18 protein-coding genes are annotated in these 22,235 nt (G+C 73.2%); 11 read left to right on the top strand and 7 right to left on the bottom strand.

The annotated features are described in order from the left end of the window. The first annotated feature begins 14 nt into the window (after window positions 1-14). Window positions 15-761: an alpha/beta fold hydrolase gene (locus KBX43_RS20225; RefSeq protein WP_043325118.1), complete on the top strand. Its 747-nt coding sequence runs from the start codon at window positions 15-17 to the stop codon at window positions 759-761. Between the two features lie 8 nt (window positions 762-769). Here KBX43_RS20225 and KBX43_RS20220 read toward each other — a convergent pair whose 3' ends face one another. The 4 genes from KBX43_RS20220 to KBX43_RS20205 form a co-directional block, all read right to left on the bottom strand. Further along, window positions 770-2,446, bottom strand: a complete 1,677-nt coding sequence (locus KBX43_RS20220; protein WP_210886536.1) for a CDP-glycerol glycerophosphotransferase family protein — start codon at window positions 2,444-2,446, stop codon at window positions 770-772. Window positions 2,447-2,465: 19 nt separating this feature from the next. Continuing rightward, window positions 2,466-3,965, bottom strand: a complete 1,500-nt coding sequence (locus KBX43_RS20215; protein WP_210886533.1) for a bifunctional cytidylyltransferase/SDR family oxidoreductase — start codon at window positions 3,963-3,965, stop codon at window positions 2,466-2,468. 104 nt (window positions 3,966-4,069) lie between these two features. Continuing rightward, window positions 4,070-4,870, bottom strand: coding sequence for an ABC transporter ATP-binding protein (locus tag KBX43_RS20210; protein ID WP_030499725.1), 801 nt, complete (start codon window positions 4,868-4,870; stop codon window positions 4,070-4,072). Continuing rightward, window positions 4,863-5,765, bottom strand: coding sequence for an ABC transporter permease (locus KBX43_RS20205; protein ID WP_043325116.1), 903 nt, complete (start codon window positions 5,763-5,765; stop codon window positions 4,863-4,865). The genes KBX43_RS20210 and KBX43_RS20205 overlap by 8 nt, the downstream gene beginning before the upstream one ends. A gap of 154 nt (window positions 5,766-5,919) precedes the next feature. Here KBX43_RS20205 and KBX43_RS20200 point away from each other — a divergent pair, with 154 nt between their 5' ends. The 3 genes from KBX43_RS20200 (at window position 5,920) to KBX43_RS20190 (ending at window position 8,908) form a co-directional block, all read left to right on the top strand. Beyond that, window positions 5,920-6,552 carry a TetR/AcrR family transcriptional regulator gene (locus tag KBX43_RS20200; RefSeq protein WP_043325115.1) on the top strand — a complete coding sequence of 211 codons (633 nt, stop codon included), beginning with the start codon at window positions 5,920-5,922 and terminating at the stop codon, window positions 6,550-6,552. Window positions 6,553-6,701: 149 nt separating this feature from the next. Then, on the top strand, window positions 6,702-7,808 hold the full coding sequence (locus KBX43_RS20195; protein WP_210886530.1) for a DegT/DnrJ/EryC1/StrS aminotransferase family protein: 1,107 nt from the start codon (window positions 6,702-6,704) through the stop codon (window positions 7,806-7,808). Between the two features lie 56 nt (window positions 7,809-7,864). Next, a complete protein-coding gene (locus KBX43_RS20190) occupies window positions 7,865-8,908 on the top strand; it encodes a Gfo/Idh/MocA family protein (protein ID WP_043325113.1) in 1,044 nt (347 codons plus the stop codon). Window positions 8,909-8,949: 41 nt separating this feature from the next. Here KBX43_RS20190 and KBX43_RS20185 read toward each other — a convergent pair whose 3' ends face one another. Continuing rightward, on the bottom strand, window positions 8,950-10,590 hold the full coding sequence (locus KBX43_RS20185) for a glycosyltransferase (protein ID WP_210886515.1): 1,641 nt from the start codon (window positions 10,588-10,590) through the stop codon (window positions 8,950-8,952). A 119-nt stretch (window positions 10,591-10,709) separates the two neighbouring features. On the opposite strand from KBX43_RS20185, the gene KBX43_RS20180 reads away from it, so the two are divergent. Genes KBX43_RS20180 through KBX43_RS20165 form a run of 4 tightly spaced genes read left to right on the top strand, consistent with a single transcriptional unit; the run spans window position 10,710 to window position 14,497 of the window. Further along, on the top strand, window positions 10,710-11,924 hold the full coding sequence (locus KBX43_RS20180; RefSeq protein ID WP_223201138.1) for a glycosyltransferase: 1,215 nt from the start codon (window positions 10,710-10,712) through the stop codon (window positions 11,922-11,924). A 28-nt stretch (window positions 11,925-11,952) separates the two neighbouring features. Then, on the top strand, window positions 11,953-12,516 hold the full coding sequence (locus KBX43_RS20175) for a hypothetical protein (RefSeq protein WP_051611092.1): 564 nt from the start codon (window positions 11,953-11,955) through the stop codon (window positions 12,514-12,516). After that, complete coding sequence (locus KBX43_RS20170; RefSeq protein ID WP_030499733.1) at window positions 12,513-13,895, top strand: glycosyltransferase; 1,383 nt, start codon at window positions 12,513-12,515, stop codon at window positions 13,893-13,895. The genes KBX43_RS20175 and KBX43_RS20170 overlap by 4 nt, the downstream gene beginning before the upstream one ends. Then, complete coding sequence (locus KBX43_RS20165; protein ID WP_064447476.1) at window positions 13,892-14,497, top strand: hypothetical protein; 606 nt, start codon at window positions 13,892-13,894, stop codon at window positions 14,495-14,497. Before KBX43_RS20170 ends, KBX43_RS20165 begins: the two co-directional genes overlap by 4 nt. Before the next feature lie 75 nt (window positions 14,498-14,572). Here the strand turns inward: KBX43_RS20165 and wecB are convergent, their stop codons facing one another. Beyond that, window positions 14,573-15,661 (bottom strand): non-hydrolyzing UDP-N-acetylglucosamine 2-epimerase, encoded by a 1,089-nt coding sequence (gene wecB / locus KBX43_RS20160; protein WP_210886513.1) that lies wholly within the window; start codon window positions 15,659-15,661, stop codon window positions 14,573-14,575. A 176-nt stretch (window positions 15,662-15,837) separates the two neighbouring features. Here wecB and KBX43_RS20155 point away from each other — a divergent pair, with 176 nt between their 5' ends. Both KBX43_RS20155 and KBX43_RS20150 read left to right on the top strand, forming a co-directional pair. Next, window positions 15,838-17,298: a hypothetical protein gene (locus KBX43_RS20155; RefSeq protein WP_210886511.1), complete on the top strand. Its 1,461-nt coding sequence runs from the start codon at window positions 15,838-15,840 to the stop codon at window positions 17,296-17,298. 11 nt (window positions 17,299-17,309) lie between these two features. Next, a complete protein-coding gene (locus KBX43_RS20150; protein WP_210886509.1) occupies window positions 17,310-19,187 on the top strand; it encodes a hypothetical protein in 1,878 nt (625 codons plus the stop codon). A 9-nt stretch (window positions 19,188-19,196) separates the two neighbouring features. On the opposite strand, the gene KBX43_RS20145 is transcribed toward KBX43_RS20150, so the two are convergent. After that, complete coding sequence (locus KBX43_RS20145; RefSeq protein ID WP_064447479.1) at window positions 19,197-20,363, bottom strand: hypothetical protein; 1,167 nt, start codon at window positions 20,361-20,363, stop codon at window positions 19,197-19,199. Between the two features lie 309 nt (window positions 20,364-20,672). Between KBX43_RS20145 and KBX43_RS20140 the strand changes: the two genes are divergently transcribed. Further along, window positions 20,673-22,232, top strand: a complete 1,560-nt coding sequence (locus KBX43_RS20140; protein WP_043325108.1) for a glycosyltransferase — start codon at window positions 20,673-20,675, stop codon at window positions 22,230-22,232. Window positions 22,233-22,235 lie beyond the last annotated feature (3 nt).

Here is a 22,235-nt window from a genome sequence, read left to right as displayed (position 1 = left end):
GGCAGACTGCGCCAATGGGCGATGCGACGGGGAACCGGCACCTGATTCTCCTGCACGGCATGGGCGCCACCGGCGAAGTGTGGCTGCCCTGGGCGCCGCTGCTGGAGCGCCGCTGGCCCGGGCGCTGGCTCGCCCCCGACCTGGCCGGCCACGGCTGGTCGCCGCCGCTCGACGGCTACTCGTTCGACGCCCTGGCCCAGCGCGTCGCGGACGGGCTCGGTCCGCTCCGGCTGGGCCCGCACGACCGGCTGGTGCTGCTCGGACACTCGCTCGGCGGGGTGGTGGCGCTGGCGCTCGCGGCCCGGCAGCGGGCTCTTCCGGTCGACGCGGTGGTGGGGCTCGGCATCAAGGCGGTCTGGTCCCCGGCCGAGCTGGCGAAGGCGAGCGAACTGGCCGCCCGGCCGGTCACCTGGTTCGCCACCCGGGACGAGGTGGCCCGCCGCTACCTGCGCGTCTCGGGGCTGGCCGGGCTGTTCGCCCCGGACCACCCGGTGGTGGAGGCGGGGCTGCGGCGGGTCGACGGCCGCTGGCGGCTGGCGATGGACCCGGCCGCGTTCGCGGTCGGCGAGCCTCGGCTGCCCGCCCTGCTGGCCGCGACCGGCGTGCCGGTGCTGCTGGCCCGCGGCGAGCAGGACCCGATGGTGAGCGACGCGCAGCTCAAGGAGCTGGGCGTGCCGGTGGCCACCCTGCCCGGCCTGGGCCACAACGCGCACGTCGAGGACCCGGCCGCCGTGCTCGCCCTGCTCGACGCGTACCTGTAGAGCGGGGCCTACACGACGGCGCGCTGCGCCGGGACCGCCCAGTCGGCCTGCAGCTCGCGGCGGGCGGCGGCGAGGAACGCCTCGGCGTAGGCGTCGGCGGGGAAGTCGCCCAGGTAGCGGGTGCGCGCCGCCCAGCGCTGCGCGGCCTTCGGGTCGGCGTCGAGCAGGTCGGTGATCACCTGGTCCACGTTGGACATGTCGCGCCGCAGCACGTAGCCGGACGCCGCGAGCGGGAACCGCTCGACGAAGTGCTCGCCGTCGGCGCCGGTGTCGGTGACCGCGTACGGCTTGCCGGAGTAGAGCCAGTCGGAGATGACGCCGGAGACGTCGGAGACCAGCGCGTCGGCGCGGTTGACGCACTCGGTGAGCGTCAGCTCGCGGGCCGCGGCGGCGCCGAACAGGTGCGGGCGGCCGGTCTTGGCCCGGTCGGCGGCGAGCAGCTCGGTGAGCCGGGCGAGCTGGCGGGCCGAGGCCGGGTTCTTGTCGGTGTACGGGTGGGCGCGCAGGATCACCGCCGCCCCGCGGTCGATCAGCCGGCGGATCAGCGTCTCGGCCACCGGCAGCGAGCAGTAGTTGGCGTCGGCGTGGTGCCCGGTCCAGGTCGGGGTGTAGAGGACCGTCGGGTGCGCCGACGCGGCGACCGGCTCCCGGCGTACCTCGATGGCTTCGACCTGGGGCCGGCCGACCACGACGAACTTGTCGGCGGGGATCTCCACGCCCGCGCGGGCGTACCTGTCGATCGCGGCCTGCCCGGCCACGAAGATCTTGTCGAAGATGGCCGAGACCGGGTTGGCGCTCGGGGCCTTGTCGCTGTCGCCGTGGTGCAGCTGCACGTGGGTGAGCTGGTTGAACCGGATCAGGTGGGCGTTCTTCGCGCCGTGGTTGACGTAGAAGGCGACGCGCAGGCTGGGCACCAGCGCCTCGTCGAGCGCCTTCAGGGTGGGGCAGAGGACCACCGGGGCGCGGGTGGCGGCGGCGACGGCCGGCAGGAGCTCCGGCTCGCGCAGCACCACCATGAACGGGCGGCCGATCCGTTCCAGGTACGGCAGCCACATGGTGACCTGGTACTCGGAGCCGGGCGGCGCGGAGAAGTGCAGCACGAACTCGGGCTGGTGGCGGCGCAGCGCGCGGCCGACCGGGCCCCCGCCGGCGGGCGGCCGGAACCGGCGCCGGGCGAGGTCGAGCGCGACCGCCCCGCAGCCGGCGCCGACGAGCAGCGCGGCGGCGAGCGCCGTGAAGGCGGGCAGGGCCAGCGCGGCGGCGAGCGCCACCACGGCGAGCAGCACCAGCAGCGCGTCACCGAGCCGGGCGGCGACCAGCGGCGTCCACGTGCGTACCGGAAGGTTCGCCGCCCGGATCTCCAGCGCGCCGGCCTGCCGCAGCGGGCCGACCAGCAGCACCAGGCCGAGCAGGACCAGCGCGGTGGCCGCGAGGGCCGGGTCGAAGCCGTCGTCGAGGCGCCGGGCGTAGCCGGCGAGGATGCCGGCGGCGACGAGCACCGTTTCGGCGAGACCGTCGGCGGACGGCCGGACCCGGCGTTCCCAGGCGGTGGCGGCGAGCGCCGCGACGGCCAGGGCCAGGCCCCAGCCGGTGGCGCCGGTGAGCGCCACGACGAGGAAGGCCAGCACCGCCAGCCCGGTGGTCAGTACTCGGGCGAGCAGCTTGCGGACCAGGTCACCACGCATCTGGCACGTCCCGTCGGTCTCAGGCGCCGGTGGACAGCTCGGACCGGTCGGCGCCGGGCTGCGCCGGTACGGCGGCGGCCTGCTCGCCGGGGGACCGGCGCACGTCGACCACCTGGCCGGTCAGTTCGGAGATCAGCACGTCCAGGGACGCCTGCGCGACCGCCTCGGAGGAGAGCAGCGTGTGCTCCGGCTCCTCGCCGAACGCCCGCGTCCGCATCGGGGTGGCGGTGCGCTCCGGGTTGACGCAGTTGACCCGTACGCCGAACTCGGCCCACTCGTCGGCGAGCGCCTGGGTGAGGTTGACCAGCGCGGCCTTGGTGGCCGAGTAGAGCGCGTAGCGGGCCCGGCCCCGGGTGTACGAGCTGGACGTGTAGAGCAGCAGCTGGCCCTTGGTCTGCTGCAGGTACGGCAGCGACTGGCGCGCGATGGTGACCGGGCCGACGAAGTTGACGTGCAGGAGACGGTCCATCGTCTCGGAGTCCATCTCGGCGAGCGCGCCCTTCTCCAGGATGCCGGCGGTGACCACCACGTGGTCGATCCGGCCGGTGGCCTCGAACGCGGTCTTCAGCGCGGCGGTGACGTCCTCGGCGCGCTCGACGTGGGTGCCGGTGGTGGAGCGGCTGAACGGGAAGACCTGCGCGCCGTAGCCGCGGGCCAGCTCGGCGAGGTCGTGGCCGATGCCGTAGCTGCCGCCGAAGACCACGATGGTCCGGCCGGTCAGCTCCTCGGCGTAGCCGCGGTGGGTCAGCCGGGGCGCCTGGGCGGCGGCGAGCTGGAACAGCTTGTCGGCCAGGTGCACGTCGACCGGGTGGGTGACCTTGATGTTCTCGTCCGAGCCGTCGATCACCTTGATCGGCGTGCCGGGCAGGTAGCGCAGCACCACGCCGCAGTCGTCGGTGGCGGCGAAGTCGGGGTCGCCCTCGGCACGGCGGTACGCCTCGCGGATGGTGCCGGAGCGGAACGCCTGCGGGGTCTGGCCGCGGCGCAGCCGGGAGCGGACCGGGATGTCGGTGATGCAGTCGTCCGCGTCGACCTGGATGATCGTGTCGGCGGACGGGATGGCCACGTCGACGGCCGAGTACGTCCAGAGCGCGTTCACGCACTCGCGCACGATCCGGGCGCTGACCAGCGGGCGTACCGCGTCGTGGAAGAGGATGTTGACGTCGCCCTCGCCGACCGCGTCGAGCGCGATCCGGGTGGTGTCGTTGCGGGTCTCGCCGCCCTCGATCACCTTGGTGACCTTGCGGAAGCCGGCGTCGGCGACGATGCGCCGCGCGTCGTCGACGTGACCGGTGGCCATCAGCACGATGATCTCGTCGATCTCCGGCGCGGCCTCGAAGACGGCCAGGGTGTGCTCGATGATCGGCTTACCGGCGATCTTGAGGAGCTGCTTCGGGATGCCCAGCCCGAGGCGCGTGCCGGTCCCCCCGGCGAGGATCACGGCCACCGTACGCGCGGGTCGCCAGGGTGCCGGGCTCGCCGGCGCGGCGTCCGGTGCGGTGGTGTGGTCCTGCGTCATTGCCGTACCTCACTCTGGGTGAAAGGGGATGGATCCGAAAACCTTAACGCGGACGGCGGAGCGCACCGATCCGGGCGATCCCGGGACCGGTGCGCTCCGGCGGGCTACTTCTGGCCCTCGTACGCGTCGCAGACCTCCTTGGTGGGGCCGTCCATCCTCAGGACGCCGCCCTCCAGCCAGATGGTCCGCTCGCAGGTGTCCCGGATCGAGCCGATGGAGTGGCTGACCAGGAACACGGTGCCGGCGCTGTCGCGCAGCTCGCGGACCCGCTGTTCGCTGCGGACCCGGAACTTGCGGTCACCGGTGGCCAGCGCCTCGTCGATGAGCAGCACGTCGTGCTTCTTCGCCGACGAGATGGCGAAGCGCAGCCGGGCGCCCATGCCGGAGGAGTACGTGCGCATCGGCAGCGAGGCGAAGTCGCCGCGCTCGTTGATGCCGGAGAACTCGATGATCTCCGGGGCGATCTTCTTGACCTGGTCCGGTTGCATGCCCATGGCGAGGCAGCCGAGCACCACGTTGCGCTCGCCGGACAGGTCGTTGAGCAGCGCGGCGTTGACGCCCAGCAGGGACGGCTGGCCCTGGGTGTAGACCGCGCCGCGGGCCGGCGGGAGCAGCCCGGCGATGGCCCGCAGCAGCGTCGACTTGCCGGAGCCGTTGCTGCCGATCAGGCCGATCGCCTCACCCTGGTACGCGGTGAAGCTCACGCCCTTGACCGCGTGCACCTCGCGGATGTTCGGCGCCTTGGTGCGCGAGACGATCCGCTTGAGCGCGGAGACCGGTGTGGTGCCGCCGCTCGCGCCCTTGTGGATCCGGTAGATCACGTGCACGTCGTCCACCACGACTGTGGGCACGCGACCCGAGTCGATCACGGGACCGGCGTTCAGCGGCAGGGTCTGCTCAGCCACGGCCGTACTCCTTCTCTCCGCGCCAGAAGTAGACGAACCCGCCGATGCCCATGACGACCGCCCAGAACAGGCCCAGCGCCCAGAGCTTCGGCGGCGAGCTGACCAGATCGGGCTGGTGGGAGTTGAGCAGCGAGAAGCGGGCCAGCTCGATGAAGACCAGCGGCGGGTTCCACTCCAGGAGGCTCGCGGCCCAGTGCGGCAGGTGCTGGCGGAACAGCGCCACCGGGTAGAGCACGCCGGAGGCGTACAGCCAGGTGCGCATCACGAACGGCATGATCTGCTTGAGGTCGGTGATCTTGGAGCCGATCCGGGCCATGATCATGGTGAGGCCGATGTTGAAGACCGTCTGGAGCAGCAGCGTCGGGGCGAGCAGCAGCCAGCGCCAGGTCACCGGCTCGCCGGTGAACAGCACGATCGCGCCCAGCACCACCATCGACATGAGCAGCTGCTGGAGCTGCACCAGCGTGACCGTGATCGGCAGCGCGGCCCGGGGGAACTGGAGCGCCCGGATCAGGCCCAGGTTGCCGGTGATCGCGCTGGTGCCGTTCGACACCGCGGTCTGGGTGAACATGAAGATGAACACGCCGGTGCACAGGTACGCGATGAAGTTCGACACGTTCCGGTTCTGCGACAGGATCACGCCGAAGATCAGGAAGTAGACCGCCGCGTTGGTGAGCGGTGTCAGCACCTGCCAGAGCTGCCCGAGCTGGGTGTTGCTCAGCGAGGACGCGACCTTCGCCCGCGAGTACGCGGTCATGAAGTGCCGGTACGCCCACAACCGGCGGGTGTACTCGCCCAGTGGTGGTCGTTCCCCGGCGACCCGCAACCCGTACCGCCGGGCCAGTTCGGCCCGGCTCAGTCCGGATTCGGGGTCGGCCACCGCGGTGTTGGCCATGATCAGGCGCTCCGATCTTTCGTGCTGATGGGGAGCAGTGCGGTGAACAGATCCAGCGTGGCCCGGCGGGGAGGAGCCGCCTCGCTGCTGCATGGAAGGTAGTCCACCGAACGTCGGGACGCAACCGTACCGTCGTTGCGCTACATTGTTCCACGTGACGACCGAGAAGAGGCGTGCCCCGGCCGGCGCGGCGGTGCTGCGCGGGGAGATCACCAGCGCCATCCGTACCGCCGTGATGCAGGAGTTGGCCGAGGTCGGCTACGGTCGCCTCTCCATCGAGGCGGTGGCCCGCCGGGCCGGTGTGAGCAAGACCGCCATCTACCGCCGCTGGCGGTCCAAGCTCGACCTGGTGCTGGACATGGTCTCCGCCGTGGCGGGCCGTAACATCCCGCTGCTGGACACCGGCAGCCTGCTCGGTGACCTGGAGATCCTGCTGCACGTGATGGCGCGTGCGCTGCGTCACCGGCTGGCCGCGCAGATCATCCCGGACCTGCTGGCCGAGGCGGCCCGCAACCCGCAGATCGCGGAGAAGCTGCAGGCCGCCCTGGACGACTACCAGCAGGCGGTGGGGCGGATCCTGATCGGCCGGGCGGTCGAGCGCGGCGAGCTGTCCCCGGACACCGACCGGCGCGCCGCCGTCGATCTCATCGTGGGGCCGGTGTACTGGCGGATGGCGATCTCCCGGGCCCCGCTGGAGCCCGCCGAGGTGCCCCGGATGGCGGCCGCGATCGTCGCCGCCCTGCGGGTAGCATGCGTGGGGCCTGTGCGCGACGAGGTGGAAGTCTGACCCGGGTCGCCCCCGGAGGGCCGTCGTCGATCATGAACAGAACGTCACATTCAGTCGGACAATCAGCGCGACCCGATTGTTTTCCTGACAGAGCGGTAGCATCCCCCGAAATGTCTCCCATGAACCACGTGTCGACAGGAGGAAGCCCCATGGCCGGGCCGCATCCAGAGTTCATTCCCCCCGCACGGCCGATCATCGGCGAGGCCGAGATCGAGGCGGCCGTCCGGGTGCTGCGGAGCGGCCGGGTCGTGCAGGGCCCCGAGGTCGCGGCGTTCGAGGAGGAGTTCGGCGACCTGGTCGGCGGCCGGCACTGCGTCGCCGTCAACTCCGGCACCTCCGCGCTGCAGCTGACGCTGATGGCGCTCGGCTTCGGCCCGGGCGACGAGATCATCGTGCCCTCGTTCTCCTTCGCCGCGAGCGCCAACGCGGTGCGGCTGGTCGGCGCCGAGCCGGTCTTCGTGGACATCGAGCCGGGCAGCTTCTGCGTCGACCCGGAGGCGGTCGCCGCCGCCGTCACGCCGAAGACCGTCGCGATCATGCCGGTACACCTCTACGGCCACCCGGCCGCGATGGACCGGATCATGACGATCGCGCAGCAGCACGGCCTCGCCGTGGTCGAGGACGCCGCGCAGGCGCACAGCGCCGAGCTGAACGGCACCCCGGTCGGCGCCTTCGGCACCGCCGGCTGCTTCAGCTTCTACCCGACGAAGAACATGCACGCCCTGGAGGGCGGCATGATCAGCACCGCCGACGCCGAGCTGGCCCGTACCCTGCGGCTGCTGCGCAACCAGGGCATGGAGCAGCGGTACGCCAACGAGATCGTCGGCGCCAACATGCGGATGACGGACGTGGCCGCCGCCATCGGCCGGGTGCAGCTCACCCAGCTCGGCGAGTGGACCGAGCAGCGCCGCGCCAACGCCAAGTTCCTCGACTCGGCGATCACCGGCATGGTCACCCCGCCGGTCGCCGACGGTGCCCGGCACGTCTACCACCAGTACACCGTGCGCGTCACCGGCAACCGGGACGCCGCCCAGGCCCGCCTCACCGAGCTGGGCATCGGCAACGCGGTCTACTACCCGACTCCGATCCACCGGCTCAAGCCGTACCTCGTGGACGGCAAGCCGGGCGCGTGGGACCTGCCGGAGACCGAGCGGGCCGCCGCCGAGGTCGTCTCGCTGCCGGTGCACCCGTCGCTGAGCCAGGCCGACCTGGAGCGGATCGCCGAGGGCGCGAACCTGGCCGGTGGTGCCCGGTGAGCGCGAGGAGTGAGTCGGGTTTGCGAGCCCCGCAGTCGCGAACGAAGGACAGCTCAGTGAGTGAAGGTCGCAAGCTGCGCGCCGGTCTGATCGGCCTCGGCGCCATGGGGCGCAACCACGCCCGGGTGCTGTCCAACCTCGACGGCGTCGAGCTGGTCGGCGTGGTCGACCCGGCCGGCGACGTGACCGGGACGCTGCGCGCGCCCGTCGTACCCGAGCTGAGCGACCTGCTCGCCCTCGGCGTCGACTACGCGGTGGTGGCCTGCCCGACGGCGCTGCACGAGCCGATCGGCATGGAGCTGGCCGCCAACGGCGTCTGTGCGCTGATCGAGAAGCCCCTCGCGCAGTCCGTCGACGCGGCGACCCGGCTGGTCGAGGCGTTCGAGGCCGCCGGCCTGGTCGCCGGCGTCGGCCACATCGAGCGCTACAACCCGGCGCTGCAGAGCCTGCGCACCCGCCTGGAGGCCGGGGAGCTGGGCGAGGTGTTCCAGGTCGTCACCCGGCGCCAGGGCCCGTTCCCGCACCGGATCGCCGACGTCGGCGTGGTGATGGACCTGGCCACCCACGACATCGACCTCACCGCGTGGGTGACCGGCCAGGAGTACACCTCGGTCTCCGCCCGCACGGTCTCGCGCAGCGGCCGGCTGCACGAGGACATGGTCGCCGTCGTCGGCCAGCTCGCCGACGGCACCATGGTCAACCACCTGGTCAACTGGCTGAGCCCGCTCAAGGAGCGGTCCACCGTCGTCACCGGCGACAAGGGCTGCTTCGTGGCCGACACGCTCACCGCCGACCTCACCTTCTACGCCAACGCCGCCATCGACACCGAGTGGGAGGCGCTGCGCGCGTTCCGCGGCGTGGCCGAGGGCGACATGGTCCGTTACGCCATCCCGAAGCGGGAGCCGCTGCTGGTCGAGCACGAGCGGTTCCGCGACGCGGTGGAGGGCAAGCAGAGCGACATCGTCACCCTGCGGCAGGGCCTGCGTACCGTCCAGGTCGCCGCCGCCCTGCTGGAGTCCGCGTCCGACGGCCGTACCGTGGCCGTGGGCCCGGCCGCCGCCGACCGGGACGGGCGCGGCCTGCAGCCGACCCCGGCCTGACACCGGCCCGGCCGGGCGTCACCGACGCCCGGCCGGCCCGGTCAGTCGATCCCCAGCAGACGGTCGAAGCACGCCGCGTTCACCGACCAGTCCCAGGTGGCCGAGGCGTGCTTGGCCGCGGCCTCGCCGGCGGCCCGCCAGACCTGCTCGTCCGCGGTGACCGCACGGACGCGGGCGGCGGCCTCGGCCGGCGTCGCGACCACCCAGTCGGCCGGGAAGACGGTACGCGCGCCGTGTTCCCCATCGGCGAAGAACGGCCAGTCCCGCACCACCGGCACCGCCCCGCTCGCGGCGCCCTCCACCACGGCACAGTGGAAGCTCTCCCGCACCGAGCTGCTGAGCACCACGCCGATGCCGGTCAGCACACCCGGCACGTCGTCGGTGTGGCCGAGCCGGGTCACCGCGCCGGAGGGCGCCAGCTCGGCCAGCTCCGTCTCCAGCGCCGCCGCGTAGTCGCGCGCCGCCCGGCTCATCCCGGTGTCGATGCTCCCGCCGACCAGCAGCAGGCGGTACCGCTCGTCGGCGGCGCGCAGCAGCCGCAGCACCTCGATCGCCCACCGCGGGTCCTTGGCGACCGCGCTGGTGCCCACCAGGCCGAGCGTGAACCGGGCCGCGGAGTCCTTCGGCCGCGCGAACGGCGCCAGGTCCATCGCGTTGCACAACACGTGGGTACGCGGCGCGTGCGCGCCGGTGAGCCCGGGCGCCACCCGGAGCGTGAAGTCACGCAGGTGCTCGGAGACGAAGACCACGTCGTCCACCCGGCTGAAGTCGATCAGGTTCGGCCACCTGCCGAACGCCTCGTAGCTGTGCAGCCGGACCACCACCCGGGTGTCGCCGGGGTCGACCAGGCCGACCATCACAGCGGTCGCCACGGCCCAGTCGACGAACACCGTGTCGGCCCAGTCCAGGTGCGGGCGCAGCCAGGCCTCGACCTGCCTGCCGTACTCGGTGTCGCGCAGCAGCGCCTCGGCGGTCATGCGCCTGGACTGCCGGATCAGCGGCCCGGCCACCGGGTCGTCGTCCAGCCGCACGTAACGCAGCTCCACATCGGGGTGGGCGGCGTAGCGCTCCCGGATCGCCTGCACGAAGTGCGCGCTTCCGTTGAGCAGCAGCAGCACCCGTTGCGGCCGGTCCGTCGGCGGCGGCGCGGCCGGCTGCCGGCGGCCGCGCGGCGTCAGCAGCGCCCGACCCACGGCGCTGCCGTGCAGCGGCGCGAGGAACGCCGCCGGATCGTCCGCCAGCGGCGAGTCGAGCTGGTCGAAGTGGATCACCCGGTGGAACTGGGTGTGCAGCACCCGGTGCAGCCGCCGGGCCGCCGCCTCGCCGTCACCCCGGGCGTACGCCCGGTCCGCCTCGGCCAGGTCGGCCTCGACGGCGGCAGTCAGGTGGGCCGGGGTGCGTCCCTCGGCGATCTCGTCGGCGGCCTCCTGCGCGAGCAGGTCGGCACGGGCGGCCGGGCCCACGCCACCGGCCACCGCGACCAGCGCGGCCCGGGACTCCGCCGCCGGCCAGCCGGCCCGGACCATGCCGGCGCGCAGGCGGCGGGCCAGCGACGACCGCGCGCCGGCCGGCAGCAGCGGCGCGGCCGCCAGGCCGTGGATCAGACGGGCCGCCGCGCGGTGACGCACCACCCGGGGAGCGGTGACGCGACGGAGCACGCCGGCTGCGAGCTTGCTGCCCATCTGGGCTGGGTCCTTCCGATCGCGGAGGCTGGCGCCGCAACGCCGACCCGCGTGGTCGGCGAGCGCGGTTCGTGCATGTTAACGTGGCGCGGTCCCTACTTGCGGCGAGGAAGGTTCGGGTGCCGGCAACTTCAGCACGGGACGTCGTCGTCCTCACGCCCTGGTTCCCGACCCGCGAACTGCCCTTCCGCGGCTCGTTCGTCCAGGCGATGGTCGACGCGACCGCACCGGTTTCCGACCGGATGACCGTCTATCACTGCGACGCCTGGGTGGCCGCCCTCGATCCGGCGGCTGAGCGCCGGGTCAAGGACGCCCACCGCGTCCTGCTCGGCCACGCCCGGCACCGCACCCCGACCGTCGGCGGCGCCGACCTGGTCTACGTCCCGGTGCCGGTGCCCCGCGGGCTGGGGCACGCGGAGATCGCCGACCGGCACGACGAGGCGCTGCGCGCGGCCCTCGGCGGCCGTCCGCTCACCGCACCGGTCGTGCACGCCCACGTCGGGCTGCCCAGCGGCTGGGCGGCGATCCGCAACGCCGGCCCGGACACCCGGGTCTACGTGACCGAGCACGCCAGCTTCCTGGACAAGGTGCTCGAGACCGCCCGCGGCCGGGAGATGTACGACGAGGTGCTCGACCGGTGCGCCGGTTTCCTCGCCGTGGGCGAGGGCGTCCGGGCCCCGCTGGTCGAGGCGTTCCCGCACCACGCGGACCGGATCGGCGCGATCGCCAACCCGATCTCCTTCGACCGGCCCCGCCCGACGCCGATCACCGCGCTGCGCCGGTGGCTGTTCGTCGGCGCGCTCTCCGAGCTCAAAGGCGTACCGCTGCTGCTGGAGGCGTTCGCGCGGTGCCGGCAGGACGACCCGGCACTGACGCTGACGCTGGTGGGGGAGGGCGCGCTGCTGGCGAGCCTGACCGCCCGGGCGGCCGAGCTCGGGGTGGCCGACGCGGTCACGTTCACCGGGGCGGTCCCGCCCGAGCGGGCGCTGGAGCTGATGCGGGAGCACGACCTGCTGGTGCACCCGAGCCGCCGCGAGACGTTCGGGGTGGCGGTCATCGAGGCGATCGCGGCCGGGCTGCCCGTCCTGGTCACCCGCTGCGGCGGTCCGGAGCGGACGCTGGCCGGCATCGAGGACGCCGCCGGTCAGATGATCGACGTGACAGACGACCCGGAGACGATCGTCGCCGGATACCGGCGGCTGCGGTCCCGGTTCCCCGACGACCTCGAACCGGCCCACGCCCGTAAGGCGCTCGCCGACCGGTACGGCTACGCCGCCGTCGCCGAGACGCACCGCCGCCTGTGGTTCTCCGACGAGGCCGACCCGGCGGTCTGACGCCGGGCGCCGCAGCTGATGGAGTGAGATGCACGTCCTTTTCCTGTCCGTCGGGTCGGTCCGGCGGCGCGCGGTCGTGGAGGAGTCCCGCCAGGTGATCGCCGACGGGGGCGCCGCCACCGTGGTGGTCGACAAGATGGGCCCCTGGAGTCGTGAGACGTTCGCCACCGGCGTGCGGGTGATCGACCTGGCCGCCCTGCAACGTCGGCTGCCGGCCGACCGGGTCGAACAGGCGGCGCTGTACAAGGCGCCCCGCAAGCTGCTGCGGACCATCGGCCGCGGTCCGCTGCGGAAGGTGTCGAAGCGGGCCGAGCGGGCGTTCCAGCGGCGCCTCGCCGACCCGGCGCACCGGGCGTTCGTGCGGATGCGCGGCGACCAGCGTGACCGGCTTCTCGCCCGGGCCTGCGCGCGTCCCACGGTGGATGTGCTCGTCGTCACCGATCCGGTGGCGATGCCGTACGCGGTGCGCCTGCTGGAGCGCCGACGCGGTCACGCGAGCCCGAGAGTCTGCTTCAGTTACGACTACTCTGGAGTGGCGACCGATGGCCAGAACCGACCCGACCCGGATTCCGCCCAGGGGGACAATCCATGACGCGCCCGACGCGCCGACCGCGCATCCTGTACCTGTCCTTCTACTTTCCGCCGTCGCGGGCCAGCGGCGTGTACCGGGCCCGGGCCACCGCGAACTACCTGGCCGAGCACGGTTGGGACGTGACCGCCTTCGCGTCGCCGCTGTCGTTCCTGCACCGCGTGATCGGCTCGGTCGACGAGCAGCTGGCCGAGACCGTGCACCCGTCGGTCCAGGTGGAGCGGCCCAACATCAGCCACTTCGCCTGGGAACGTGACCTGCACGCCTACGGCCGGTTCCGGGGCATGTCGCCGATCCTGGCCCGCAACCTCTACAACTTCGGGTTGAAGAAGTTCTTCCCCGAGCACTACCTGTCCTGGGCGCTGGCGTCGGTGCGCAAGGCGCTGCGGATGCACGCCCGGCGGCGCTTCGACGTGGTGCTCGCGACCGGCAACCCGTTCGCCTCGTTCGCCGCCGCCTGGATGATCCACAAGGCCACCGGCGTGCCGTTCGCCGTCGACTACCGCGACGCCTGGACGCTCAACATGTTCACCGAGGAGCCGGGGTACGAGCCGGGCCACCCCGCCTGGCGCTGGGAGCGCCGGATCCTGCGCGACGCCTCCGCCTCGATCTTCGTCAACCAGCCGCTGCTGGCCTGGTACGCCGACCGCTACCCGAACGCCGCGGACCGGATGATGGTGGTCCCCAACGGCTGGGACCCGGATCTGCTGACCCAGCTCGACGCGCCCACGCCGCCGTCCGAGTCGGACCGTGACCGCCCGCTGCGCTTCTCCTTCCTCGGCACCATGAACAGCACCCAGCCGGTGGAGCAGATGGCCGAGGCGTTCCAGATCGCCCGGCGGCATCCCGACCTGGCCGACGCGGAGCTGAACATCCACGGTCACCTCGGCTACTTCAAGCAGGGTAAGACCGACCTCATCGCGCGGCTCGGCCTGGTCGAGGGCGAGCAGGGGCACGCGCTGCCCGAGTACGGCATCCACTACCGGGGCCCGGTCTCCAAGACCGAGGTCGGCAAGGTCTACCAGGACAGCGACGTGCTGGTCTTCCTGGCCGGCGGCGCGCGGTACGTCACCTCCGGGAAGATCTTCGAGTACATGGCGAGCGGCAGCCCGATCGTCTCGGTGCACGCGCCCGGCATCGCCGCGCAGGACGTGCTGGCCGGCTATCCCCTCTGGTTCAACCCGGAGAGCCTCGACGTGCACGACATCGCCGAGTCGATGATCGCCGCCGGCAAGGCGGCCCGGGACATGTCGGCGAAGCAGCGTGCCGAGGCGCGCGCGCACGCCGACACGTTCACCCGGCAGGCGGTCACGGCGCCGCTGGAGGCCAGGCTGCGCTCGATGGTGCGGCGCAAGATCGAGGCGGGAAGGATCGCATCGTGACGTTCGACGACGCAGCCGGCAACCAGCCGCCCACCGCGGGCGCGTCCCGCACGCCGCGGGCGCTGCTGCTGGCGTTCAACCACAAACCGCACGAGAAGGTCGTGGCGCTGGCCGAGCGGCTCCTCGACGAGGGCGCCCGGCTGGACGTGGTGGTCCTCAGCGACACCAACTGGGCGGACCTGGCCGGCCGGCCCAACGTGCGGCTGTTCACCCTCGGCGCCGCCGAGAAGCGGCATCCGCTGCTGCGTACCGAACGGATCGTGGTCACCAGCGGGCCCCGGCGAGTGGCCCGCGGGCTGAGCCGGCTGGCCGGCGGCGGCACGGCGAGCGGGCTCAGCCGGCGGCAGGAGCGCCTGAGCCGGGCGTTCCACAAGCGAGTGTTCATGAAGGCGTACTCGAACGTGCGCCCGCTGGTGCTGTCCCGGCTGGCCGACAAGCGGCTGTCCGAACTGGACCTGGAGCGCGACCCGGTCGACCTGATCGTGGCCTCCGACGCGCTGTCCATCACGCTGGGCTGGCGGCTGGCCCGCCGCTTCCCGAACGTGGTCGCCACCACCTCGCTCGACCCGCCCCCGTTGGCGCAGCTCACCGCGGCGGCCTGACGCCGCCTGCCGCACCACGTGAAGCGGCCCGCCGGCACCGTCGATCGCGACGGCGCCCGGCGGGCCGGTCCGACTTCAGCGGGCGTGCTCGGCGAGCACCCGGACCACGTTCTCGGCCGCGTGGCCGTCACCGTACGGGTTGCCGCGCGCGGCGGCCGGCTGGGGCCGGGTGGCGGTCCGCACCCAGCCGTCGGCGCCCAGCGCGGACGGGTCCGGAACCAGCCGGTTCCAGTCGTCCGCGAGGGTCTCCACCCACTCCGTCTCCGGGCGCAGCGTGGTGCAGGGCCGGTCCAGCAGGTACGCCTCCTTCTGCAGGCCGCCCGAGTCGGTCACCACACCGACGGAGCCGAGCACCGCGGCCACCATGCCGCCGTACGGCAGCGGCCGGCCCACGTGCAGCGCGCCGCCACCCAGCTTGATGCCGTGCTCCTCGGCGCGGGCCAGCAGGCGCGGGTGCGCCAGCAGGGCGACCGGCACCGGCAGCTCGGCGAGCGCGCCCACCAGCGCGGCCAGCCGCGCCGGGTCGTCGGTGTTCTCCGCCCGGTGCAGCGTGGCCAGCAGGTACGGGGCGTCCGGGTCGATGCCGGCCGGCAGCTCGGGACGCGGCTGGTCACCGGCCAGCACGGCGTCACGGACCCGCAGGCACACGTCGACCATCACGTCGCCGACCAGCACGGAACGGGCGGCCAGGCCCTCGGCGGACAGGTGGCGCACCGCCTCCTCGGTGGGCGCCAGCAGCAGGTCGGCGCAGTGGTCGGTGAGGACGCGGTTGTGCTCCTCCGGCATCCGGCGGTTGAACGAACGCAGCCCCGCCTCCAGGTGGGCCACCGGCAGGTGCATCTTCACCGCGGACAGCGCGCCGGCCAGCGTGGAGTTGGTGTCGCCGTACACCAGCACCCAGTCGGGTCGTTCGGCCGCGAGCACCGGGTCGAGGGCGGCCAGCGTCTTGCCGGTCTGCACGCCGTGGCTGCCGGAACCGATGCCCAGGTGCACGTCCGGGTCGGGGATGCCGAGCCCGGAGAAGAAGACGTCGGAGAGGTCGGCGTCGTAGTGCTGCCCGGTGTGCACGATGACGTGCTCGTGCTCCGTGGCGGCGAACGCCGCGGCGATCGGTGCGAGTTTGACCAGCTGGGGCCGGGCGCCAACGATGCTGACGACCTTCATGTGGGTGATCCCTCCGATTGACTGTCCGTCCGACCGGGGCGGCGTCCGTGGGCGCCCCGCGGAACCGGCTGCGCCGGCCGGTGAGGGGAACCCCCACGCGGGCGATCCAGGCTAACATCGGGGCATTCCGCTTCTGGACGCCGACAAGGCCGGCACGAGCGCGAGGAAATCCCGTCATGGTCGAGTCGTCGGTCGTTCAAGAGCGCCCGCAGGAGCCGGCTGAGCCGCCCGCCGCCCGGCGGCCGCGTCCCCGGCCGCGCCCCGCGCAGCTCGTGCTCGCGGGTCTGGTCGTCGCGTTCGTCGCCGCGCGGCTGAGTATCGCCGCGCGGGCCGAGGCGTTCCGCACCTTCGACACCCGGTCGTACGCCGGGCTGCTCGACGGGCCGAACCCGACCGCGACGCTCTCCTTCACCGGGCACGCGCCGCGACTGTGGGGCACCCCGCTGCTCTACACGCTGGCCGGCAGCGATCCCGCCCGCGCGTGGACGCAGGCCCTGATCAGCACCGCGGCGTGGGTGGTGCTCGTGCTGGCGCTCTGGACGATGCTGCGCGGCACGACCGCCCGGGTCTGCGCCGGGGTCGCGCTGTTCGTGCTGGCGCTGACCCGCGCGGTCTACGTGTGGGACCACACGCTGACCGCCGAGTCGCTCTCCATCAGCCTCGGCCTGCTCGCGTTCGGCCTGCTGGTGCTCTGGGTGCGCCGGCGCTCGTGGCCGCTGCTCGCCGCCACGGTCGTGGTGACCGTGTGGTGGATGTTCGTCCGGCAGGACATGCTGCTGTTCATCGCGCTGGTGCCGGCGGTGCTGGCGGTGCTGGCGTGGCGCAGCCGCCCGCACCGCTGGGCGGCGGTGGTGGCGCTGGTCGCGATCGGCGCCGGGCTGGGCTGGAACGCGGCGCTGCTCGGTCCCACCGACGAGACGTTCGCCAAGTGGAGCGCGTCGGGCCGCTCGCAGACCGACGAGACGTTCCTCTACCGGCTGATGGTCGAGGTGCAGCGCGACCCGGAGATTCGGCAGGTCTACCACCGCGAGCTCGGCATGCCGCGGTGCGTGGCGATCGAGGACCCGAGCCTGGTCCGGCGGTGGAACGTCCGCAAGTTCTCCGAGGCGTACGCGAACTGCCCCGAACTGCAGCGGTGGGCCGAGGAGCACGAGATGGCAATCGGCTTCCGGTACGCGATGGCCGAGCCGGATCACTACCGCGAGATCATGGTCGGCCGGATCCTGCCGATGGCGCTGGGCAGCACCGAGTTGCACACGTACGGCCGCCCGGTGTCGATGCTGCCGGACGCGGTCGAGAGGGTCTGGTACCCGCGCCGCGACCTGGTGCTTCCTCTGCTCGCCGGCGCCGTCGTGGCGATGGTGCTGGCGTGCGTGCTCACCGGCGCGGTCCGCCGGCGGCCGTGGCTCGTCCTGGCCGGCGTGCTCGGTGTGGTGGTGAGCCTGGTCAGTGTGCTCGCCAGCCTCATGCTGTCCGCCGGGGAGTACAGCCGGTTCGGCATCCAGGAGGCGATCTACCTGCGGATCAGCCTGGTGGTGCTGGCCGTGGCGGCGCTCGACGCGGCGCTGACCAGGCCGTGGAGACGCGCCGGGCGGGCGGCCCGGGGGGTGCCGGGCGACGACGCCGCGCAGCCGTAAACTCCTGCCTCATGACCGTTCCGGACACCCGTCCCACCGACCCCGCTGCGGCCACTCCCGGCGATACCTCGCCCGGCGACACGGAGGTCCGCCGGGCGCCGGAGCCGGCGGAGACCGGGACGGACGACGGCGGCCGCACCGAGGCCGGCGACGGGACCGGCGAGCGGCCGGTCCGGCGGTGGAGCCGGTGGGACGGCGTCGTCGCGGCGGTCTACCTGGCCTGGGCGCTCCTGGTGACCGCCCGCGGGTGGCGCAACCCGGACGGACGCCTGCTCGGCAGCCGCCCGGACGACCAGGGATTCAACGAGTGGATGCTGGCGTACGCGGCGCACGCGGTCCGGCACCTGGAGAACCCGTTCTTCACCACCGCGCAGAACGCCCCCGACGGCGTGAACCTGATGACCAACGTCGGCATGCAGCTGCCCGGGATCCTGCTGTCGCCGGTGACGCTGCTGTTCGGCGCCCCGACGGCGTACGTGCTGCTGATGACGCTCAACCTGGTCGGCACCGGCTACGCCTGGTACCACGTGCTGTCCCGGCACGTGGTGCGGTCCCGTGCCGCCGCGTTCGTCGGCGGCCTGTTCTGCGCGTTCGCGCCGGCGCTGGTGTCGCACAGCAACGGGCACCCGCACATGACCGCGCAGTGGCTGGTGCCGCTGATCGGCTGGCGGGTGCTGGCACTGGCCCGGGGCGGTCGGGTGCTGCGGGACGGGCTGGTGCTCGGCGCGCTGATCGCGGCACAGTTCTTCATCAGCGTGGAGATCCTCTTCCTGCTCGCGCTCGGCTGCCTGCTCGCCGCGCTGGCCCATCTCGCGCTGGCGCCGAAGGTCGCGTTGCGGCGCGCCCCCCGGCTGCTGGGCGGGCTGGGGGTGGCCGGCGCGCTGGTCGCTGTCGTCACCGCGTACCCGCTGTGGATGCAGTTCTTCGGGCCGCAGCACCGGATGGGGCACCCCGGCGGCCCCGACGTCTACGCCCTGAAGCTCGGCTCCTACGTGCGCTACGCGACCGAGTCGATCGCCGGCAGCCCGACCAGCGCCGGCGGGTGGGGCCCGAACACCACCGAGCAGGTCAGCTTCTTCGGCTGGTCGCTGGTGGTGGTGGCGGTCGCCGCCGCGTGGTGGCTGCGCAGGGAGGTCACCGTCCGGGTGCTGACCCTGGTCGCCGTGGTGTGCGCGCTGCTGTCGATGGGCACCACCTGGACCTGGGGCACCGAGCGGACCACGATCCCGGCGCCGTTCGCGTTGCTGCAGCACCTTCCGGTCTTCGACGCCGTGGTGGTGGCCCGCTTCGGGTTCATCACCACCATGGCCGTGGGTGTCCTGCTGGCGCTGGCCCTGGACCGGGTGGCGAGTCTCGCGCGTGACGGGGACCGGCTGCCGGCCCGGATCGCTGTCGTCGCGGTGGCTGCCGCGCTGGTGCCGATCCTGCCCACCCCGCTGCCGGCCCAGGGCCGTCCCGCGGTGCCGGACTTCGTCACCGCCGGCACCTGGCGTGACCACGTGGCCCCCGGCCGCACCCTGGTGCCGGTGCCGGTGGCGAACATGACCTCGGTCTACTGGGGCTCGGCGGCGCTGGCCGAGTTCGCGGTCCCGCAGGGCTACTTCCTCGCCCCCACGTCCAAGGAGGACCCGACCGGGCGGTGGGGCGTCGAGCCGCAGCCGACGGCGAAGCTGCTCACGCTGGTCGCGGAGGGCAAGCGCGGCACCGACGTGACGCCGGCCGAGGTCGCCCAGGCCCGCGCCGACGCCCGCTACTGGCGTGCGGACGCGGTGGCGCTGCCCAAGCACCGCCGGCAGGAAGACCTGCGCGTGGTGCTCGACGCCCTGTACGGGCCGGGCCGCCAGGTCGACGACGTGTGGCTCTGGGACGTGCGGCCGTTCAGCAACTGAGCGGCGCGCCTACGGCGACCGGTTCCAGATGATCAGGACGTAGCCGCCGAAGTAGGCGGAGACGATCAGCAGCGGGGCCAGCACGGTGACGGCCCGGGCCCAGCCGGCCCGGGCCAGCGCGACGGCGACCGGCAGCAGGAGCGGGAACGCGGGCAGCAGGAAGCGCGCCTTGGCGTGGTAGTAGCCGGCCGCGCCGAGCGTGGTGAGCAGGATCAGGCCGCTGTAGAGCAGGAGCTGCCAGGGCTGCCGGTCGAGGGCGCTGAGCACGAACAGCGCCAGCGCGATCAGCACCACGAGCGTCACCACGTACATGGTCAGCGCCGTGGGCTGCGCCAGCACGCGCTGCGCCACCCGGACCGTGTCGGCGCCGAAGTCGAAGGTGGTGCCCCAGCCGGCGTCCTGGATGTGGAACCAGCCGTCCGGCCGCCCGGTCTGCCAACCCACCCAGGCCAGGTACCCGACCCAGCCGGCCGGGGCGATCACCAGCGCGGCCCACGGGCGCCAGCCGTCGCGGCGGCGCAGCGCCGCGATCAGCGCCGCGAGGCAGACCACGGCGAGCAACGCGGAGCCGGTCGGCCGGGTCAGTCCGGCGCACAGGCTGAGCACGGCGGCGAGCAGCCACGAGCGGCGCAGCAGCGCGTACAGGGACCAGGCGGCGAACGCGGTGAAGATCCCCTCGCTGTAGCTCATGTTCTGCACGATGCTGTGCGGCAGCACGCCCCAGAGCACGGCGAGCAGGATGCCGACGCGGCGGTCGTACAGCCGCTCGCCGACCGCGAACAGACCCCAGGCGGCGGCGAGCGCGGCGACGGCGGCGACCGCCAGCGCGGTGGCGCGCGCGCCGAGCGGGGTCAACGGCTCCAGCGCCCCGACCAGGCGGGGATAGAGCGGGAAGAAGGCCATGTCGCTCTGGACCCGGGCGTAGCCGTCGTAGCCGTCGCGCGCGATCCGCAGGTACCACACGCCGTCGGACCCGGTGAGCAGCGCGGCCGGCCGGGCCCCGGTGGCGCGGGCCCAGAGCCAGAGCGTGACCAGCCCGACGGCCCGCACGGCGACGTAGCCGACGAGCGCGGGCAGGGCGTTGCGGAAGGCGGTCGCCAGCCGGTGCCCGAAGGAGGCCCGGTGCTGGGAAACCGTCTCCGCGGGCGGCTGTTGGCCGCGCGTCGGTGCGGTCATGCGTGGTCCTGTCCGAGTGATCTTCGCCCCCGGCGTCGGCGTCCGGGGCGTCGGCGGCCGGCGGGAGCGCTCGCCCGGAGCCGGGTGCAGGGTAGCAACGGCGACACCGGCTTCCCGGCACGGCCGGGCATCGGCCTCCCGCGCCGCGCTTGTCGTACACTCGCTCGGGTCGCACGTGCGACAGTGGTTGACACGGAGACGGACGGGCATGGGTTCTGACGGGGCGATCTCTGCGGCGGACCTGGGGGCGGCAGCCGCGGCACGGGGCGCCGTCACGATCGACACCTCGGCCCGGACGGCGGCCGGGCGGTGAGCCGACCGGACGTCACGGTCGTCGTCGCGGTGTACAACACCATGCCGGACCTCACCACCTGCCTCGAGTCGCTCGTCAACCAGACGATCGGGCACGACCGGCTGCAGATCGTCGCGGTCGACGACGGCTCCACCGACGGCAGCGGCGCGGAGCTGGAGCGGTTCGCGGCGGCGTACCCCTCGGTCCTGACGGTGGTGCACCAGCCCAACTCCGGCGGGCCGGCCGCCCCCAGCAACCGGGCGCTGGACCTGGCCACCGGCCGGTACGTGTTCTTCATCGGGGCCGACGACCACCTGGGCCGCGAGGCGCTGGAGCGGCTGGTGTCGGCGGCCGACCGGTGGGGCTCGGACGTGGTGCTCGGCCGCATGGTCGGCGTGAACAAGCGCTACGTGCACCAGGAGATCTACGACCGGACCCGGTCCGACATCGACCTGTTCGACTCGCCGCTGCCGTTCTCGCTGTCGAACACGAAGCTGTTCCGGCGGGACCTGATCGAGCGTCACCACCTGCGCTTCCCGGAGGACATGGCGGTCGGCAGCGACCAGCCGTTCACGTTGGAGGCGTGCCTGCGGGCGGCCCGCATCTCGGTGCTCGCCGACTACGACTACTACTTCGCGGTCAAGCGCCTCAACTCCACGAACATCACCTACCGCAGCGACCATCTCGCCCGGCTGGAGTGCGTGGAGCGCATCGTCCGGTTCGTGGCCGACATGGTGGAACCGGGGCAGCGGCGCGACGCGGTGCTGCGGCGCCACTTCGCCTGGGAGATCGCGAAGCTGTTCCGCCCCGACTACCTCAAGCTCGACGCCGAGACCCGGGAGCAGGTCCGGTCGCGGGTCGGCAAGCTGGTCCGGGAGTACCTCACCGACGGCATCCGCGACCGGCTCGACGCGGCCACCCGCGTGCTCGTCGGCACGGCCGCGTACGGCCGGCCGGAGGACCTGGTGGCGATCATCCGGCTGACCGCCGCCGACGGCCTGCCCTCGACGGTGGTCCGCGACCAGCGCTGGTTCGCCGCGTTCCCGGGCTTCGGTGAGGCGGGTGGCCTGAGTGACGAATGGTACGAGTTGGAGCCGGCGGCGAGCCGGTGGCTCGCCGCGCTGACCGCGGTTTCGGTACGCTCGGTGACCGGGCCCGACGGTGACCGGCGGGTGCAGATCCTCGCCCGCAGTCCCCGGCCGGATCTCGCCGACCTGGTCGGCGGGGACATGTCCGTGCGGGTGGGTGAGGCGGAGGCCGCCGTGCGGCTGCTGCCGGCCGACCCGATGGGCACGACTGTGGAGGCCACGTTCCGGCTCCCGGATCTGGCCGCCGACCTCGGTCCGGCGGGAACGACCCGGGCGGTCCGGGTCCGGGTGGCGGACAGCGCCGCCGTCCCGGTGCGGGGGTTCCGGCCGCCGCTGATCCACCGGGTGGTGTACCGCGACGGCACCCGACTGCATCTGGTCACGATCAACAACAACCACAAAGGTCACTTGGCGTTCACCGTCTGGCCGGTGACGCTTCGCCGGGTCGCGGCCCGTCTTCGGCGCCGGCTCCCCCGAGGAGGAAAGTAGTTC

The sequence above is a fragment of the Micromonospora sp. C41 genome (assembly GCF_018070485.1).
GTDB classification, from domain to species: domain Bacteria; phylum Actinomycetota; class Actinomycetes; order Mycobacteriales; family Micromonosporaceae; genus Micromonospora; species Micromonospora chalcea.
Note: the sequence above shows the minus strand (reverse complement) of the source record. Positions and strands in the feature narration are given on the sequence as shown.

Excerpts from the sequence above, each read along its gene's own strand:
- KBX43_RS20225 (WP_043325118.1), top strand. The coding sequence starts at position 15 with ATGGGCGATGCGACGGGGAACCGGCACCTGATTCTCCTGCACGGCATG.
- KBX43_RS20220 (WP_210886536.1), bottom strand. The coding sequence starts at position 2,446 with ATGCGTGGTGACCTGGTCCGCAAGCTGCTCGCCCGAGTACTGACCACC.
- KBX43_RS20215 (WP_210886533.1), bottom strand. The coding sequence starts at position 3,965 with ATGACGCAGGACCACACCACCGCACCGGACGCCGCGCCGGCGAGCCCG.
- KBX43_RS20205 (WP_043325116.1), bottom strand. The coding sequence starts at position 5,765 with ATGGCCAACACCGCGGTGGCCGACCCCGAATCCGGACTGAGCCGGGCC.
- KBX43_RS20195 (WP_210886530.1), top strand. The coding sequence starts at position 6,702 with ATGGCCGGGCCGCATCCAGAGTTCATTCCCCCCGCACGGCCGATCATC.
- KBX43_RS20185 (WP_210886515.1), bottom strand. The coding sequence starts at position 10,590 with ATGGGCAGCAAGCTCGCAGCCGGCGTGCTCCGTCGCGTCACCGCTCCC.
- KBX43_RS20175 (WP_051611092.1), top strand. The coding sequence starts at position 11,953 with ATGCACGTCCTTTTCCTGTCCGTCGGGTCGGTCCGGCGGCGCGCGGTC.
- KBX43_RS20170 (WP_030499733.1), top strand. The coding sequence starts at position 12,513 with ATGACGCGCCCGACGCGCCGACCGCGCATCCTGTACCTGTCCTTCTAC.
- wecB (WP_210886513.1), bottom strand. The coding sequence starts at position 15,661 with ATGAAGGTCGTCAGCATCGTTGGCGCCCGGCCCCAGCTGGTCAAACTC.
- KBX43_RS20155 (WP_210886511.1), top strand. The coding sequence starts at position 15,838 with ATGGTCGAGTCGTCGGTCGTTCAAGAGCGCCCGCAGGAGCCGGCTGAG.
- KBX43_RS20150 (WP_210886509.1), top strand. The coding sequence starts at position 17,310 with ATGACCGTTCCGGACACCCGTCCCACCGACCCCGCTGCGGCCACTCCC.
- KBX43_RS20145 (WP_064447479.1), bottom strand. The coding sequence starts at position 20,363 with ATGACCGCACCGACGCGCGGCCAACAGCCGCCCGCGGAGACGGTTTCC.